General features: G+C 42.0%; 14 protein-coding genes. 13 read left to right on the top strand and 1 reads right to left on the bottom strand.

Going from position 1 to position 15,118, the window contains the following annotated elements; translation table 11 throughout:
- The first annotated feature begins 66 nt into the window (after positions 1-66).
- The 11 genes from coaBC to spoVM all read left to right on the top strand — a co-directional run bounded on the left by coaBC (position 67) and on the right by spoVM (position 12,598).
- A complete protein-coding gene (gene coaBC / locus EHS13_RS19755; protein WP_155702044.1) occupies positions 67-1,281 on the top strand; it encodes a bifunctional phosphopantothenoylcysteine decarboxylase/phosphopantothenate--cysteine ligase CoaBC in 1,215 nt (404 codons plus the stop codon).
- Positions 1,281-3,785 carry a primosomal protein N' gene (gene priA, locus EHS13_RS19750; protein ID WP_155702043.1) on the top strand — a complete coding sequence of 835 codons (2,505 nt, stop codon included), beginning with the start codon at positions 1,281-1,283 and terminating at the stop codon, positions 3,783-3,785. Before coaBC ends, priA begins: the two co-directional genes overlap by 1 nt.
- Before the next feature lie 29 nt (positions 3,786-3,814).
- On the top strand, positions 3,815-4,297 hold the full coding sequence (def, locus tag EHS13_RS19745; RefSeq protein WP_155702042.1) for a peptide deformylase: 483 nt from the start codon (positions 3,815-3,817) through the stop codon (positions 4,295-4,297).
- A complete protein-coding gene (gene fmt, locus EHS13_RS19740) occupies positions 4,294-5,283 on the top strand; it encodes a methionyl-tRNA formyltransferase (RefSeq protein WP_155702041.1) in 990 nt (329 codons plus the stop codon). Before def ends, fmt begins: the two co-directional genes overlap by 4 nt.
- On the top strand, positions 5,280-6,662 hold the full coding sequence (gene rsmB / locus EHS13_RS19735) for a 16S rRNA (cytosine(967)-C(5))-methyltransferase RsmB (RefSeq protein WP_452445287.1): 1,383 nt from the start codon (positions 5,280-5,282) through the stop codon (positions 6,660-6,662). Before fmt ends, rsmB begins: the two co-directional genes overlap by 4 nt.
- 99 nt (positions 6,663-6,761) lie before the next feature.
- Complete coding sequence (rlmN, locus tag EHS13_RS19730; RefSeq protein ID WP_155702040.1) at positions 6,762-7,811, top strand: dual-specificity RNA methyltransferase RlmN; 1,050 nt, start codon at positions 6,762-6,764, stop codon at positions 7,809-7,811.
- Between the two features lie 6 nt (positions 7,812-7,817).
- Positions 7,818-8,573 (top strand): Stp1/IreP family PP2C-type Ser/Thr phosphatase, encoded by a 756-nt coding sequence (locus EHS13_RS19725; protein ID WP_155702039.1) that lies wholly within the window; start codon positions 7,818-7,820, stop codon positions 8,571-8,573.
- On the top strand, positions 8,570-10,687 hold the full coding sequence (gene pknB, locus EHS13_RS19720; protein WP_155702038.1) for a Stk1 family PASTA domain-containing Ser/Thr kinase: 2,118 nt from the start codon (positions 8,570-8,572) through the stop codon (positions 10,685-10,687). Before EHS13_RS19725 ends, pknB begins: the two co-directional genes overlap by 4 nt.
- 3 nt (positions 10,688-10,690) lie before the next feature.
- On the top strand, positions 10,691-11,638 hold the full coding sequence (gene rsgA, locus EHS13_RS19715) for a ribosome small subunit-dependent GTPase A (protein ID WP_155702037.1): 948 nt from the start codon (positions 10,691-10,693) through the stop codon (positions 11,636-11,638).
- 1 nt (position 11,639) lies between these two features.
- Entirely contained in the window at positions 11,640-12,314 is a 675-nt protein-coding gene (gene rpe / locus EHS13_RS19710) for a ribulose-phosphate 3-epimerase (RefSeq protein ID WP_155702036.1), read from the top strand.
- 203 nt (positions 12,315-12,517) lie between these two features.
- The gene (gene spoVM / locus EHS13_RS19705; protein ID WP_155705433.1) at positions 12,518-12,598 is read left to right on the top strand and encodes a stage V sporulation protein SpoVM; all 81 of its coding nucleotides are present in this window, start codon (positions 12,518-12,520) and stop codon (positions 12,596-12,598) included.
- Positions 12,599-12,688: 90 nt separating this feature from the next.
- On the opposite strand, the gene rpmB is transcribed toward spoVM, so the two are convergent.
- Positions 12,689-12,877 carry a 50S ribosomal protein L28 gene (gene rpmB, locus EHS13_RS19700; protein ID WP_155702035.1) on the bottom strand — a complete coding sequence of 63 codons (189 nt, stop codon included), beginning with the start codon at positions 12,875-12,877 and terminating at the stop codon, positions 12,689-12,691.
- A 195-nt stretch (positions 12,878-13,072) separates the two neighbouring features.
- Here rpmB and EHS13_RS19695 point away from each other — a divergent pair, with 195 nt between their 5' ends.
- The gene (locus EHS13_RS19695; protein WP_155702034.1) at positions 13,073-13,432 is read left to right on the top strand and encodes an Asp23/Gls24 family envelope stress response protein; all 360 of its coding nucleotides are present in this window, start codon (positions 13,073-13,075) and stop codon (positions 13,430-13,432) included.
- Between the two features lie 63 nt (positions 13,433-13,495).
- Positions 13,496-15,106 carry a DAK2 domain-containing protein gene (locus EHS13_RS19690; protein ID WP_193571540.1) on the top strand — a complete coding sequence of 537 codons (1,611 nt, stop codon included), beginning with the start codon at positions 13,496-13,498 and terminating at the stop codon, positions 15,104-15,106.
- Positions 15,107-15,118: the final 12 nt, after the last annotated feature.

The raw sequence follows: 15,118 nt of genomic DNA, 5'->3' as shown, positions 1-15,118 counted from the left end.
AGCGGTTGTTATTTTTTTCTCAAATTATAAGAAATATTTAATTAAGCAAATGGGGGAGGTTTAGAGATGACACTAAAAGGCAAAACAATTGTACTGGGCGTTTGCGGTGGGATTGCTGCATATAAAGCAGCTGCACTTTGCAGTAAGTTAGTTCAAGCTGGAGCTGAGGTTCATGTTATTATGACTGCCTCTGCGATCAAGTTCATTGCCCCCTTAACGTTCCAAACCTTATCGAGAAATCATGTTACCGTGGATACTTTTGCAGAAATGGATCCTTCGGTAGTTACCCATATTCATTTGGCAGATCATGCCGATTTGATTATTATTGCGCCAGCGACGGCGAATATGATTGCGAAAATGGCTTATGGTCTGGCTGATGATATGCTGAGCACTACTTTACTTGCCGCAGAAGCACCGATCATGGTAGCTCCTGCGATGAATGTGCATATGTACGCCCATCCGGCAGTGGTGCAGAATATGGGGATTTTACGAGCACGTGGTGTAAGGTTTATTGAACCAGGAGAAGGCCAGTTAGCTTGTGGGTATGTTGGAAAAGGCAGATTGGCAGAGCCAGAAGAAATTGTAGCTATAATTGAAGCTAAATTTGCTGAGAATAAACCTTTAAAAGGCAGGAAAATACTTGTTACTGCTGGTGGAACGAAAGAACGCTTGGATCCTGTCCGTTATATGACCAACGATTCCTCTGGGAAAATGGGGTTTGCAATAGCTGAAGCTGCGAAAGAAATGGGTGCAGAGGTTACTGTCGTTTATGGAGCTACGACCGTCGAACCGCCTCAGGGAGTTGAGTTGATTTCAATTGAATCCGCTAATGATATGTTAAATGCTGTCTTGAGCAAGCTGCCTCAAATGGACATTGTCATCAAAGCAGCAGCTGTTGCTGATTATAGAGCCGAGGAAATCTCACCACATAAAATAAAGAAGACGGATGAACGGCTTACCATAACCTTCGTTAAGAATATAGATATACTTCAAACTATAGGCAAACAAAAAACTCATCAGTTTGTAGTTGGATTTGCAGCAGAAACGGAAAATTTAGAAGCCCATGCAATATCTAAGCTGAAAAGCAAAAATTGTGATTTAGTTGTTGCTAATGATGTCACACAGACTGGTGCTGGCTTTGGCACAGATACGAACATCATCCGGATTTATGATCGATCAGGGCTTGTTGTGGCATTGCCTCTAATGGATAAGAAAGCGGCCGCTAAACATTTGCTCACTCTAATTGCAGAACGTACAGCCGCTCCAGGGAGCGATGAATAATGTTCGCGAAGGTTATAGTGGATGTACCAGCCAAACAAACAAATCGTCCATTTGATTATAAGATCCCGGATGTATTGTTGGAGTGGGTTGAGGTAGGCAGCAGAGTTGCGGTTTCTTTTGGACCACGAACCTTGCAAGGCTTTGTAGTAGAAGTTTTTGAACAATCCGACTATGAAGCTTCTAAGATAAAATCAATTGAGCATGTATTGGATCTGGAGCCCCCACTAACTCCAGAGCTTGTTGAATTGGCGCACTGGATTAGTGAGACCTATCTTTGCCATGAAATCACAGCCCTGCAGGTAATGATTCCAGGTGCATTGAAAGCCAAATATGAACGGCAGCTATCTTGGAGCCCGCTTAGGGAAGAGGAAGAAGCTTTATTATCTTTTCCAGAACAAAATCAACTCATTGCTCATATAAAAAATAAAGGCAGTGTGACTTTTGAAGCGTTGTTAGCCATCTTTCCAGAGCAAGGACCTTGGATAAAACAATTGCTCCGTACAGGATTCCTTATTGAATCTCAAATTGTCAAAGACCGCATGGCTAAGAAAAAAGTTTTAACGATTTTCCCGCCAACGGATTTATCACAGCTTGCCTCCCAGATGGAGCAGTTGAGCGATAAAGCTAAACGTCAAAAAGAAATTCTGCAATTCCTGTTAGAAAATTCACAGCCTATTCCTTTAACGGAGTTGATGTTGAAGCTTGATGTTGGAGCTAGTGCGGTCAAAAGCCTGGCAGATAAAGGCTGGGTGGAGCTTAAGGAGATTGAGGTTTATCGCGATCCTTATGCTAACCGCAGCTTTCCCAGAACGCAGCCCTTGCTATTTACGGAAGAGCAGCAGCAGGTTTTTAATCCGATAAGTGAAGCTGTAAGAGCTAGTCGGCATCAGGTATTTCTCTTGCATGGCGTAACGGGCAGTGGTAAAACAGAAGTATACCTGCAATCGATTCAACAATGCTTGGATCAAGATAAAGAAGCGATTGTACTCGTTCCGGAAATCTCCTTAACTCCCCAAATGGTCGAACGCTTTAAAGGTCGGTTTGGAGATAAAGTAGCGGTATTGCATAGCCGATTGTCACAAGGCGAGAGATATGATGAATGGCGTAAAATCTCCTTGAAGCAAGTCATGGTGGTAATCGGAGCAAGATCAGCTGTATTTGCACCTTTTACAAAGCTAGGTCTGATTATTATTGATGAAGAACACGAAGCTTCTTACAAACAAGAAGAAAGCCCCAAATATCATGCCCGCGATGTCGCGATAGAACGTGCCAGAAGGCAGAATGCATCGGTTATTCTAGGCTCGGCTACTCCTTCTTTAGAAAGCTATTACCAAGCGATTGGTACAGGGATTCCTAACGAAGACAGCAATTATAAACTATTGACAATGGCCGAACGAGTACAAGGAAGACCAATGCCGCCTGTGCACATTGTTGATATGCGAGAAGAGCTGAAGGAAGGCAATCGTTCGATGTTTAGCCGCGGGTTGTATAAAGCGATCGAAGAACGGTTAAACAAGAAAGAACAAACCGTGCTTTTGTTAAATCGGCGTGGATATTCTACTTTTGTGATGTGTCGCACTTGTGGATACACGGTAGGCTGCCCGCATTGTGATATTTCATTGACTTATCATCAGAACAGCAAGCGATTGCGCTGCCATTATTGTGGGTACACCGAGCCTCAGCCTCATGAATGCCCAAGCTGCAAAAGTGAGCATATCCGTTATTTTGGGACAGGAACTCAGAAGGTAGAGGATGAATTAAGCAAGCTGTTTCCGGGTATTCGAGTCATCCGAATGGATGTGGATACAACAACGGAAAAGGGCTCGCATGAAAAATGGTTGAATTTATTCCGCGATCGAAAAGCAGATGTATTGTTAGGTACACAAATGGTCGCTAAGGGCTTGGATTTTCCTGATGTGACTTTAGTTGGCGTTATTGCTGCAGATACGGTATTAAATTTACCAGATTTCCGTGCAGGGGAACGAACATTTCAATTGTTAACTCAGGTTGCAGGTCGAGCAGGAAGACATCAGCTGCCTGGCGAAGTATTTATCCAAACCTATACTCCCGAGCATTACAGCATCCAAAGTGCCAGCCAGCATGATTACCATGCTTTTATTGATACAGAGCTTGATTTGCGTCATTCCCGTGGATATCCACCTTATTATCGTTTGATTCTTGTTACACTTTCACATGAGCAGCTTGCTTTGCTTGTTAGAACAGCAGAATCCTATGTGAGCCGAATTAAGGAATTAGCGAGAGAAGCTGGGATTATTATGTATACTGGCAATTCTAATCAGGTACCTGAGTTAGATATTATGGGACCAGTAGCTTCACCGATTCCACGAATCAAAGATAGATATCGGTTCCAATGCATGCTAAAATATCGGGGAGAGGCACATATTTCGAATCTCGTCAGAAAAGCTACAGCATTTTTCGATGACCTGTGCCGCCAGCAAAATTTACAGATTAGTGTAGATGTCGATCCGCAATTGTTACAATAAAATTATTAAAGCTAGGGAAGGTGTTAATCATGGCCATACGTATTATTGTTAAAGATCCAGATCCCGTATTACGGGAAATCGCAAAACCTGTTCCAAAAATAACGCCTAATATCATTAAATTATTGAACGATATGGCAGATACGATGTATGATGCTCCCGGTGTCGGCTTGGCTGCTCCGCAAATAGGCATCTTAAAGCGTGTCATTGTCATGGATATTGGCGATGAGAATGGCTTGATCGAGCTAATTAATCCGGAGGTTATAGCCGAAGTAGGCGAGCAGTTTGGACCTGAAGGCTGCTTGAGTATTCCTGGTTTAACAGGAGACGTTCTAAGAGCTTTAACGGTAACAGTTAAAGGCTTGGACCGCGAAGGCAAAGAACGGATTATAGAAGGCAGTGATTTATTGGCGCGTTGTATTCTCCATGAGGTCGATCACTTAAACGGAGTGCTCTATACAGATTTAGCAGAGAAAGTTTACCGTACACCGAAAGAAGATGAAGAAGAGGAATGACAAAACCAAAGCTTATATTCATGGGTACACCTGATTTTGCCGTACCCATTCTACAAATGTTAGTCGAAGAAGGTTATCCTATTCTCGCCGTTGTGACGCAGCCTGATCGTCCAAAAGGTAGAAAACGAATTATGACACCTTCTCCTGTTAAAGAAGAAGCCCTGAGGCAGCTTATCCCTGTGATTCAACCTGAAAAGCTGCGGCATCCTGATGCGGTGGCACAAATCAGCGCTTTGCAGCCTGATTTAATCGTAACAGCGGCTTATGGTCAGATTCTACCTAAGTCTATCCTTGAATTGCCTCAGTATGGTTGTTTGAATGTCCACGGTTCCTTGCTGCCTAACTATCGGGGCGGGGCACCAATTCAACGGGCTATTATGAATGGTGATCCTGTAACGGGTGTTACCTTAATGTATATGGCTGCAGGCTTGGACACAGGGGATATGATCCGCAAATCCGAGGTTATCATTACAGAAGCAGATAATACAGGCACCATGTTCTTAAAGCTAAGCCAAGCTGGAAAAGAGCTTTTGCGCTCTACACTGCCTGAGTTGCTGGCTGGACATATACAAGCCATTCCTCAAGACAACAGTCAAGCGACATTAGCGCCGAATATTTCACGTGAGGATGAGCAGATCAATTGGAGTCGTGCAGCTGCAGAATTATTCAATCAAATTCGCGGTCTCAGCCCATGGCCGGGAGCATGCACATTATGGAACGGAGAGAATTTCAAAATCTGGGCTAGCCGCAAGCAACCTTTGAAACATGAAAGTGCTGCAGCAAGCTTCCCTACAGCAACTCCAGGCACTGTCTTACAGGTGACTGAAGATGGTATTGAGATTACGACTGGTGAAGGTACCTTATGGTTAACCGAGATTCAACCGTCTGGCAAAAAAGCAATGGACGCTGCCCAGTTTAGACTTGGAGCAAGTATGCAAGCAGGTACAATTCTTGGATTGCCTTTAGAGAAAGGGGATTCGAATTGAACAACAAGTCGCCAATAAATAAGAAGCGCCCCATGTCTGCTCGGGAAATGGCTTTAGAAATTCTGACACGAGTGGAGCAGGACAAGTCTTACAGTAATTTGTTATTGAATCAAATGCTGCAGAAGCATCCGCTTGAACGAGCTGATGCGGGCTTGGTTACTGAAATTGTATATGGAACGATCCAGCATTTAAATACAATTGATTATTATCTGAATTCTTTTGTTGCAAAAGGGCTTAAGAAGCTGGAGCCTTGGGTTCGCAGCTTGCTGCGTTTAAGCCTTTACCAGGTTGTTTATTTGGAACGGATACCCGATCATGCCATTGTTAACGAGGCTGTGAATATAGCTAAGATCAAGGGGCATCAAGGGATTTCGGGCATGGTAAATGGTGTTCTGCGTAATGTCATTCGCCAAAAAGATCAATTAAAGCTCCCAACCGACCTTCCACCTGCTGGGCGTATTTCTTTGCAATATTCACATCCGAAGTGGATGGTAGCACGTTGGATTAAACAATTTGGTGAGCCAACTACGGAACTCATTTGCGCAGCTAACAACTCATCACCTTCAACAAGTGCTCGTGTTAATACTTTGAAATTTACCCCAGCTGAAATGCTTGCAGCTATGCAGCTAGAAGGTATAGAAGCAAGAGCATCAAAGCTTGCACCAGACGGAATTATTATGGAGCACGCTGGTAATTTAGCGTTTACTCGCTGGTTTGGTGAAGGAAGCATCACGGTTCAGGATGAAAGCTCGATGTTGGTTGCTGAAGCGGTGAATCCACAGCCCGGTATGCGAGTTTTGGATTGCTGTGCAGCTCCTGGCGGTAAAACAACGCATCTAGCCGAGAAGATGAAAGATACAGGAAGTATTGTCGCCTGTGACATACATGAGCATAAAATCGCCTTAATCCGTGAACAAGCTAATCGTTTGCAGTTGAAGTCGATTGAAACTGTGTTTAGTGATGCGATTGATTTATCCAAGCATTATGAAGCAGAATCCTTTGATTGTATATTGCTGGATGCGCCATGCTCGGGGTTAGGGGTGATCCGCCGTAAGCCTGATCTTAAATGGGCGAAGCAGGAGCAAGAAATAGCGGCAATTTGTATCATTCAGCGCAGTCTATTAAATGCGGTTCACAGCTTACTAAAGCCAGGTGGTATTCTGGTCTATAGTACATGCACAATGGAATACACCGAGAATCAAGGGATGGTTAAACAGTTTATCGAGCTGCAGCCGCAGTTTTCATTAGAAGCTTTTCCTAATGATCAATTAGCGGAGATTAGTGCCGATTCGGCTACAATAGGAATGCTGCAAATTCTTCCGCATCAATATAATTCAGATGGGTTTTTCATCGCTCGGATGCGCAAGAAACAAGCATAAATTTTCCCTAAAATGAGTGGAGCTTATTTATTTATCACTTTTGTGATAAACTAGACAGGTTAAGCAACAATATAAAGTAAAAAAGCAGGTTGTGAGCAGATGAAACCATTTATTTATGATTTAACGTTTGAACAATGGCAGCAATGGGTGATAGACAACGGGGAATCCGCTTTTAGAGCTGGTCAGATCTTTGATTGGCTTTATGTTAAACGCGTGGATAACTTTGAAGATATGAGCAATTTGTCCAAATCCTTGCGAGAAAAGCTAGCGGATCAATTCCAATTTGTTACGCTACATGAAATTGCACGTCATGAGTCTAAAGATGGCACAGTTAAATTCTTGTTTGAGCTATATGACAAGAATGCCATTGAGACGGTAATTATGAAGCATAGCTATGGAAACAGTGTTTGTGTAACGACTCAAGTAGGCTGTAGAGTAGGCTGCACTTTTTGTGCTTCTACCTTAGGCGGACTGAAGCGTGATTTAACCTCGGGTGAAATTATTTCACAAGTGGTGAAAGCACAAAAATTGATGGACGTTACAGAAGAGAGAGTCAGCAGTATTGTTATTATGGGTATTGGCGAGCCGTTTGAGAATTACGATGCAATGATGAAATTCTTGAAGGTTATGGTCCATGAAAAGGGATTGAATATAGGCCAACGCCATATCACCGTTTCCACAAGCGGGATAGTTCCGAATATTTATCGTTTTGCAGATGAGAATACACAAGTTAACCTGGCTATTTCGATTCATGCTCCTAATGATGCATTGCGTTCGAAGCTAATGCCAGTAAACCGCAGATTTCCGTTTGCCGATTTAATTGAAGCTTGCAAATATTACATCGAAAAGACAGGAAGACGCCTTACTTTTGAATATGCTTTGATGGGCGGAGTCAACGATCAACCCGAGCATGCGGAAGAGCTTGCTCAGGTTTTGAAAGAAATGCCGTTAAGCTATGTGAATCTAATTCCAGTAAACTTTGTAGCTGAACGTGATTTTAAACGTACGCCACGCGATGATATTTTTACGTTTCAACGTATTCTTGAACGGAATAAAGTTAATGCAACGATTCGTAGAGAACATGGTAGTGACATAGCCGCTGCATGCGGTCAATTGCGTGCACAACATATGGAGTCAAGTGCGAGGTGAATTTAAGTGAAAGTAGCCAATAAAACGGACATTGGGCGAATTCGTTTAGTAAACGAAGATCGCTCGGTAGTCCAAATGGAATTAAATGGCTTTGTGTTAGCGATTGTTGCTGATGGTATGGGTGGACATCAGGCTGGTGATATCGCAAGTCAAATGGCTATCGAAGTGATTCAAAATCAGCTGCAGACGCTTGAAAAGGACATGTCTATCGATATGTGCAAAGCCGCTTTGCAGAGTGCTATTGTGTTAGCAAATCGAACCATCTATGAATTTGCCCAGAGCAGAGAGCAATATCATGGGATGGGCACTACAGTAGTGGCGATTTTGGCTAATGAGCAGTTTCTGGCTATCGGACATATTGGCGACAGTCGTGCTTATCTTATAACTACGGATAATATGACACAGCTGACAGAGGACCATTCCTTGGTAACCGAGCTGTTAAAAAGTGGACAAATTACTGCAGAAGAAGCTGATCATCATCCACGAAGAAATGTATTAACTCGAGCACTTGGGACAGATGCTTTTGTTGAGGCTGAGGTTGGCCACTATGAATGGCAGCAGAATGATATTGTTCTGATGTGCAGTGATGGGTTAAGCGGGCAGTTGGACAGTCATGAAATATTTACTATTTTACATAAGGAAGAAGATTTAAACTGGAAAGCAGACCAGCTTGTAAAAGAAGCTTTAGGGGCTGGCGGAGACGATAATATTTCCGTTATTTTGCTTGGGAACGAACCGATATTGAGGGGTGATCATTCGTGATAGGTCGGCAGCTAGGTGGTAGATACGAGATTTTAGGTCGCATCGGCGGCGGCGGGATGGCGCTTGTATATAAAGCACATGACATTCTATTAAATCGATACGTAGCTGTTAAAGTTCTCAGACAGCAGTATGTAAACGATGAGGAATTTATTCGTAGATTTCGCCGTGAAGCTCAATCTGCAGCATCGCTTTCCCACCCTAATATTGTCAGCATCTATGATGTGGGACAAGAGCTTGAAGTCCATTATATCGTAATGGAATATGTAGAAGGTGTTACTTTAAATGATGTGATTAAAGAAAGAGCACCCTTGCAGGTAGAAGAGGCTGTTCATTTTGCAAGCCAAATTTGTGATGCGCTTGACCATGCTCATGTGAATCAAATCATACATCGAGATATTAAACCGCATAATATTCTAATTGGCAAGAATGGCAGAGTGAAAGTAACTGATTTTGGTATTGCTCGGGCTACTAGTTCATCCTCCATTACTCAGACTGGCTCTGTTGTTGGTTCTGTTCATTATTTTTCACCAGAGCATGCTAAGGGCACCACGACTGGTGCTAAATCAGATCTCTACTCATTAGGGATAGTGCTCTATCAAATGTTAACGGCTAAGCTTCCTTTTATTGGAGATAGTCCGATTAGTGTTGCACTTAAGCATCTGCAAGAGTCGATTGTAGACCCTCGTAAAGTTAATGCGTTAATTCCACAAAGTGTAGAGAATATTATCCTTAAAGCCGTCCGCAAGAATGAACAAGAGCGCTATCAGTCCGCTAAAGAAATGCTGATTGATTTGGAAACTTGTTTAACCGTTTTAAGACGTAATGAAGCTAAAGTTGTATTTCTAAATCTCGATGAGCATGATGATGAGAAGACTAGAGTCATTCCTGCCATTCGCGTTAGCAGCAATCCGAATACGGCCAAAAATGCCAGCACAAACTATACACCTATTGCGGATGCCGTAGAGGAAGCTAACAAAAAAAATTATTGGATTGGGCCATTGGTTTGGTTTATTATTTTTCTGGTAACCATAGGTGTATTATGGTACGTCGTTTTGCCAATGATTAAGGATAGTGGAGCTCCCAAGGATGTTGATGTCCCTAATGTAATAGGAATGTTAAAGGTCGATGCGGAAGACATGCTTACCAAGGCTGGATTTAAGCCGATCGAGAAATTACAAGCGAGTACTGAAATACCTCTAGATACTATAATTAACCAAGATCCAAAAGGCATGAAAGTTAAAGAAGGCGCTAATATTACGCTATTTATTAGCAGTGGAATTGAAAAGGCTAAAGTTGAGAATTACAAAGGCAGAAAAATTTCAGAGGTTGTTGCTGAATTAACTGACTTGGGACTTGATCCAGAAACTCAAATTATTACAGATCTACAATTCTTAACAGAAGAGAAAGATACGATTGTGAATCAAGACCCTCCAGAGGGGGATGAATTTGATCCAAAAAAAGTCGTTTACAAATTTACTGTAAGTCAAGGCAGTGAAAAGATCGCAATGCCAGATTTGACGGGGAAAACCAAACAAGAAGCGATCAATATACTTGCACTACAAAGCCTTTCTCTGGATAAGCGTGAAAAAGTAGGTGTTATTTACAAACCAAGCTTTCAACAGCCTAAGGATAAGATTTTTGATCAATTTCCATTAAAACCCGGAGAAGATATCGATCCTGGAATGGATAAAATTGTTATTTGGATAAGTACGGGTGATCCAGCGGATGCCGGCGATATGACTACCTCGGTTACTTTAAAGCCTGCTAAAGAAGGAACGTCCTCCACTTTCCGAATCAATCTGACTGATGCTAGAAATGATAATGTTGATTTAAAAACAATTGATGTTTCTGAAACGCAGATTGAGAATATTAAAGTAACCGTGACTAAGGATACTAAAGCGGTAGTCAATATCTATCGTGATAATGCTTTATATGACACCCAAAATTACACTTACCAGAGTTATTTAGATTATACGACATTACCAACACCAACGGCGTCACCTGCACCAACAATCGATGGCCAATCACCATCACCAACTCCTATTCCTGGAGATCCGGCTGCTTCAGCTGATCCAAGTCCAACACCAATACCTGTCATTTCAGCGGGAGGCTAATAAATGGCTCAGGGAATGATTGTGAAAGCGCTAAGTGGCTATTATTATGTGCTGCCTGAGAATTTAGTTCAAAGAGGCGAATCACAGGCCGAGATAGGTAAAGATCACAATCTCATTCAATGTCGTGGAAGAGGGATATTGCGAAAGAACAAAACATCTCCGTTAGTTGGAGATCGTGTTATTTATGAATTAACCGAGAACGGTGAAGGTATGGTTGATGAGATTATGCCTCGATCGACTGAGCTAATTCGGCCGCCAATTGCCAATGTTTCCTTAGCTGTACTTGTATTCTCACTCAATGAGCCAGCACTTAATCTCCAGCTTTTGGATAAGTTTTTGGTGCATATTGAGCATGCAGGGCTTGAAACATTAATTTGCTTTACTAAACAGGATTTAATAATGTCGGCGGAAGATAGCTCTGCAGAATTCGTTTCCGAAACATCGAAGGTATATCAATTGTACAAGTCCATGGGCTATAACGTTCTGACAACTAGTGCATTGAAGCAAGAAGGCATTGAAGCGGTGCTGGATCGCTTGCAAGGGGTTATTAGCGTATTCTCAGGACAATCTGGAGTGGGGAAATCCTCCCTATTGAATGCAATGATGCCAAGCTTGCAATTAGAGACCAATATCATTAGTCATAAGCTAGGCAGGGGAAAACATACTACTCGTCATGTGGAACTGATTCCTCTAGGTAATGGAGGCTGGGTCGCAGATACACCGGGATTCAGTCAATTGGATTTCTTACAATTGGAAGCTGAAGAGTTAAGCTCTTGCTTCATTGAATTTCAAGCATTGTCGGAAGGCTGTAAATTTCGTGGATGCTTGCATCAGAATGAACCAGACTGCCGTGTTAAGGATGCACTTGCTCTAGGCACAATCGCAGCTTCTCGGTATGAGCATTACATTCAATTTCTCGTTGAAATTAAAGAGCGTAAACGGAGGTATTAATATGAGTAATCTATATATAGCACCTTCAATCTTGTCTGCGGATTTTTCTAAGTTAGGTTCAGAAATCAAGGAAGTAGAAGCTGGAGGAGCCAATTGGCTGCATGTTGATGTAATGGACGGCCATTTTGTGCCGAATATCACAATTGGTCCACTAGTGGTTGCAAGCATTAGACCGCTTACTAAGCTTCCTTTGGATGTGCATTTAATGATCGAGCAGCCGGATTCCTATATACCTGCTTTCGCAGAAGCTGGGGCCGATTATATTAGTATTCATGCAGAGGCTTGCGTTCATTTGCACCGTTCACTAAGTTTGATCCGTGAACATGGTGTGAAAGCGGGTGTAGTATTAAATCCGGCTACCCCGTTGTCTGCCATTGAGCTTGTTTTATCACAAGTAGACTTAATCTTAATCATGACGGTAAATCCGGGTTTTGGCGGGCAGGCGTTTATACCTGAAATGCTGTCCAAAATAAAGCGGCTTAGAGAGATGTTGAACGAACGTGGACTGACTCATGTTCACCTGGAAGTGGACGGTGGAATTAATGAGAAGACAGCTCCTCTAGTAGTTGAGGCAGGGGCAAATGTATTAGTTGCCGGCCAAGCTGTATTTGGCCAGGAAAATCGAAAGCTTTCGATGGATAAGATTCGTGCAGCTGCACAAACAATAAAAGCATAAAAGAAAATATGAAATCATACAATGGGTTACAGGGGCGGACTGCTTCTGTAGCCTTTTTGTTTAAACAGTTAAACTCAATTTCGATTGGCGGCCTTGACTGAGGTTTATCCTTGTCCATGCACGTAGTGAGACTAGATGAATATACTAGGAGTATCCATTAAAGCAGAAGCCATGGCGGATGTCGATATGAAGGAGGGGTAGAGATGAAATTTTACACCATTAAGCTCCCAAAAATTTTGGGCGGCGTTGTGAAAGCAGTTCTCAACACCTTTAGTAAAAACTAAGGGTGAAACGGGGGATAGGTGCATGCAAACCGCCTTTTATAGAAATGAAAAAAAGCACCTACAATGAGGTGCTTTTTGCGTGCAAATTAATTATACACGAGTTAGTTTCCCGGATTTTAAAGCACGCGTACTAACGTAAACACGTTTAATTTTACCATCTACAAGAATGCGAACCTTTTGTACATTGATACCCCAAGTACGTTTGTTTTTATTATTAGCATGTGAAACGTTATTTCCCGATTTTGGTGATTTACCTGTAATATAACATTTGCGTGACATATATGACACCCCCTCTGTAAGCTTTCGGAGAAAAACTTAGATAATTAGCGCTCGCAAAACATACTAGAATATAATATCATAGTAAAAGAAGCTGAGTCAACCCAAAGAAAAACCAAAATTGCATTTATTTCTAGAATTGAATATAGTACAATGGGTTGTAGTCCTAAAGCTCTACATGGATGGAGGTTAAAAAGGATGTCCTATCAGATGGTGAGTGAATGGGGAAAAATCCATATTAGCAACGAGGTCATCTCTGTAATTGCAGGTTCATCAGCATTGGAATGTTACGGTTTGGTTGGAATGGCATCGAGAAAGCAGCTAAAGGATGGAATTGCCGAATTATTGGGAAAAGAAAACTTAAGTCGCGGAGTAGATGTGCGGTTAGTACAAAACGAGGTGCACATTGATTTATATATTATTGTGAGCTACGGTACCCGAATATCAGAAGTTGCCCTAAATGTACAAAACAGGGTGAAGTATGTTTTGAATGAAATTATTGGGTTAAATGTTAGGCATATACATATTATTGTTCAAGGTGTGCGAGTCATGCTTTAAGGGAAAGGGGAAATCAATTTGCGAAAGCGCTTTATTAAACTGGATGGTTCTGACTTCTATCAAATGATTGCCTCCGGAGCCCAAAAATTGCAAGAAAATATGGAGTATGTAAACGGTCTTAACGTATTTCCCGTGCCTGATGGGGATACAGGGACGAATATGAATCTTACCTTTGCCTCCGGATTAGAGGAATTAAGCAGTAAGAAGAGCTTGCACATAGGACAAGCGGCAGAAACCCTTGCCAAAGGCTTGCTGTTAGGCGCGAGAGGGAATTCAGGTGTTATTCTATCTCAGTTATTTCGTGGATTTGCTAAGGCTGTGCATGACTTCGAAGAAATTAATGCCCCGCAATTTGCTGTAGCACTCCAACAAGGGGTAGAGATGGCCTATAAGGCAGTAATTAAACCCGTTGAAGGAACTATTCTTACAGTGGCTAAAGAAGCCGCTAAAGGGGCATTGACGTCATCTCGGCGAGTGGATAACATAGAACAAGTGATGCAGGATACATTGCTGCAAGGCAGTCAAGCCTTAGCTAGGACTCCTGAGCTGCTTCCGATATTGAAAAAAGTCGGTGTAGTGGATGCAGGTGGCCAAGGTTTAATTTATATATATGAAGGTTTCATGGAAGTTCTTCTAGGAGTAAAGGCAGATTTTAATTCACCTATTATTGCTCCAATGCCAATAAAGAGCGCGCAAGCCCATTTAGCTACGGACTCCATTGAGCATGGCTATTGTACGGAGTTTTTGGTGAAATTAGATCCAAAACAACCACAAAAGACTCTATTCCAAGAATCACTGTTTCGCCAAGATCTTGCTCAATTTGGCGATTCATTATTAGTTGTTGCCGATGATGAATTAGTTAAGGTACATATCCATGCAGAATATCCAGGGCAAGTTATGGACTATGCAATGAAATATGGTGAATTAATCAAAATCAAGATTGAGAATATGCGAGAGCAGCATTCTCATATTCTTATGTCGGAATTTAATGAAGTTCAAGTATCCGCAGTTTTAAAAGAATATGGCATTGTTGCCATTGGTGCAGGTGAAGGAATTTCGGCGATTTTTAGCAGCTTAGGTGCAGATATTGTCCTTGCCGGCGGCCAGACTATGAATCCAAGTACAGAAGACATTGTGCAGGCTATTCAACAAATTGCCGCAAAAACGATTTATGTCTTACCGAACAATTCGAATATTATCTTAGCTGCCCAGCAAGCTAAGGAATTATTGGAGGGCCAACAAATTATAGTAATCCCAACTAAGACAATCCCCCAAGGAATGGCTGCGATGATTGCATTTAATTACGACAAACCGCAATTAGCCAATACAGATGGGATGCTAGCTGCTCTAAATCATGTTCAATCCGGACAAATTACTTATGCAGTTCGTGATACGGAGATGGATCAGATATCGATTAAAAAAGCCGATTTCCTCGGGATGTTAGATAATCAAATCATTATTGCTAACGCTGATTTACTAATCACATGCCAAGAGTTAATCACGCGAATGCTCATGAACCAAGGTGAAATACTTACTATCCTTACTGGACAAGATGCTCTAGAAGACGTAACGCATGCTCTACAAGCCTTTATTAAAGCAAACTATCCAGAGGTTGATATTGAAGTTCATTCCGGTGGTCAGCCTGTATATTCATATATAATTTCAGTTGAATGATTTAACAAGCTC

Origin of the sequence: Paenibacillus psychroresistens, from assembly GCF_009728935.1 — a bacterium.
Taxonomy (GTDB): Bacteria; Bacillota; Bacilli; order Paenibacillales; family NBRC-103111; genus Paenibacillus_AC; species Paenibacillus_AC psychroresistens.
Note: the sequence above shows the minus strand (reverse complement) of the source record. Positions and strands in the feature narration are given on the sequence as shown.

Bases quoted from the DNA above. Each gene is read 5' to 3' on its own strand.
- coaBC (WP_155702044.1), top strand. From the start codon at position 67: ATGACACTAAAAGGCAAAACAATTGTACTGGGCGTTTGCGGTGGGATT.
- priA (WP_155702043.1), top strand. From the start codon at position 1,281: ATGTTCGCGAAGGTTATAGTGGATGTACCAGCCAAACAAACAAATCGT.
- def (WP_155702042.1), top strand. From the start codon at position 3,815: ATGGCCATACGTATTATTGTTAAAGATCCAGATCCCGTATTACGGGAA.
- fmt (WP_155702041.1), top strand. From the start codon at position 4,294: ATGACAAAACCAAAGCTTATATTCATGGGTACACCTGATTTTGCCGTA.
- rlmN (WP_155702040.1), top strand. From the start codon at position 6,762: ATGAAACCATTTATTTATGATTTAACGTTTGAACAATGGCAGCAATGG.
- rsgA (WP_155702037.1), top strand. From the start codon at position 10,691: ATGGCTCAGGGAATGATTGTGAAAGCGCTAAGTGGCTATTATTATGTG.
- rpe (WP_155702036.1), top strand. From the start codon at position 11,640: ATGAGTAATCTATATATAGCACCTTCAATCTTGTCTGCGGATTTTTCT.
- spoVM (WP_155705433.1), top strand. From the start codon at position 12,518: ATGAAATTTTACACCATTAAGCTCCCAAAAATTTTGGGCGGCGTTGTG.
- rpmB (WP_155702035.1), bottom strand. From the start codon at position 12,877: ATGTCACGCAAATGTTATATTACAGGTAAATCACCAAAATCGGGAAAT.
- EHS13_RS19695 (WP_155702034.1), top strand. From the start codon at position 13,073: ATGTCCTATCAGATGGTGAGTGAATGGGGAAAAATCCATATTAGCAAC.
- EHS13_RS19690 (WP_193571540.1), top strand. From the start codon at position 13,496: ATGATTGCCTCCGGAGCCCAAAAATTGCAAGAAAATATGGAGTATGTA.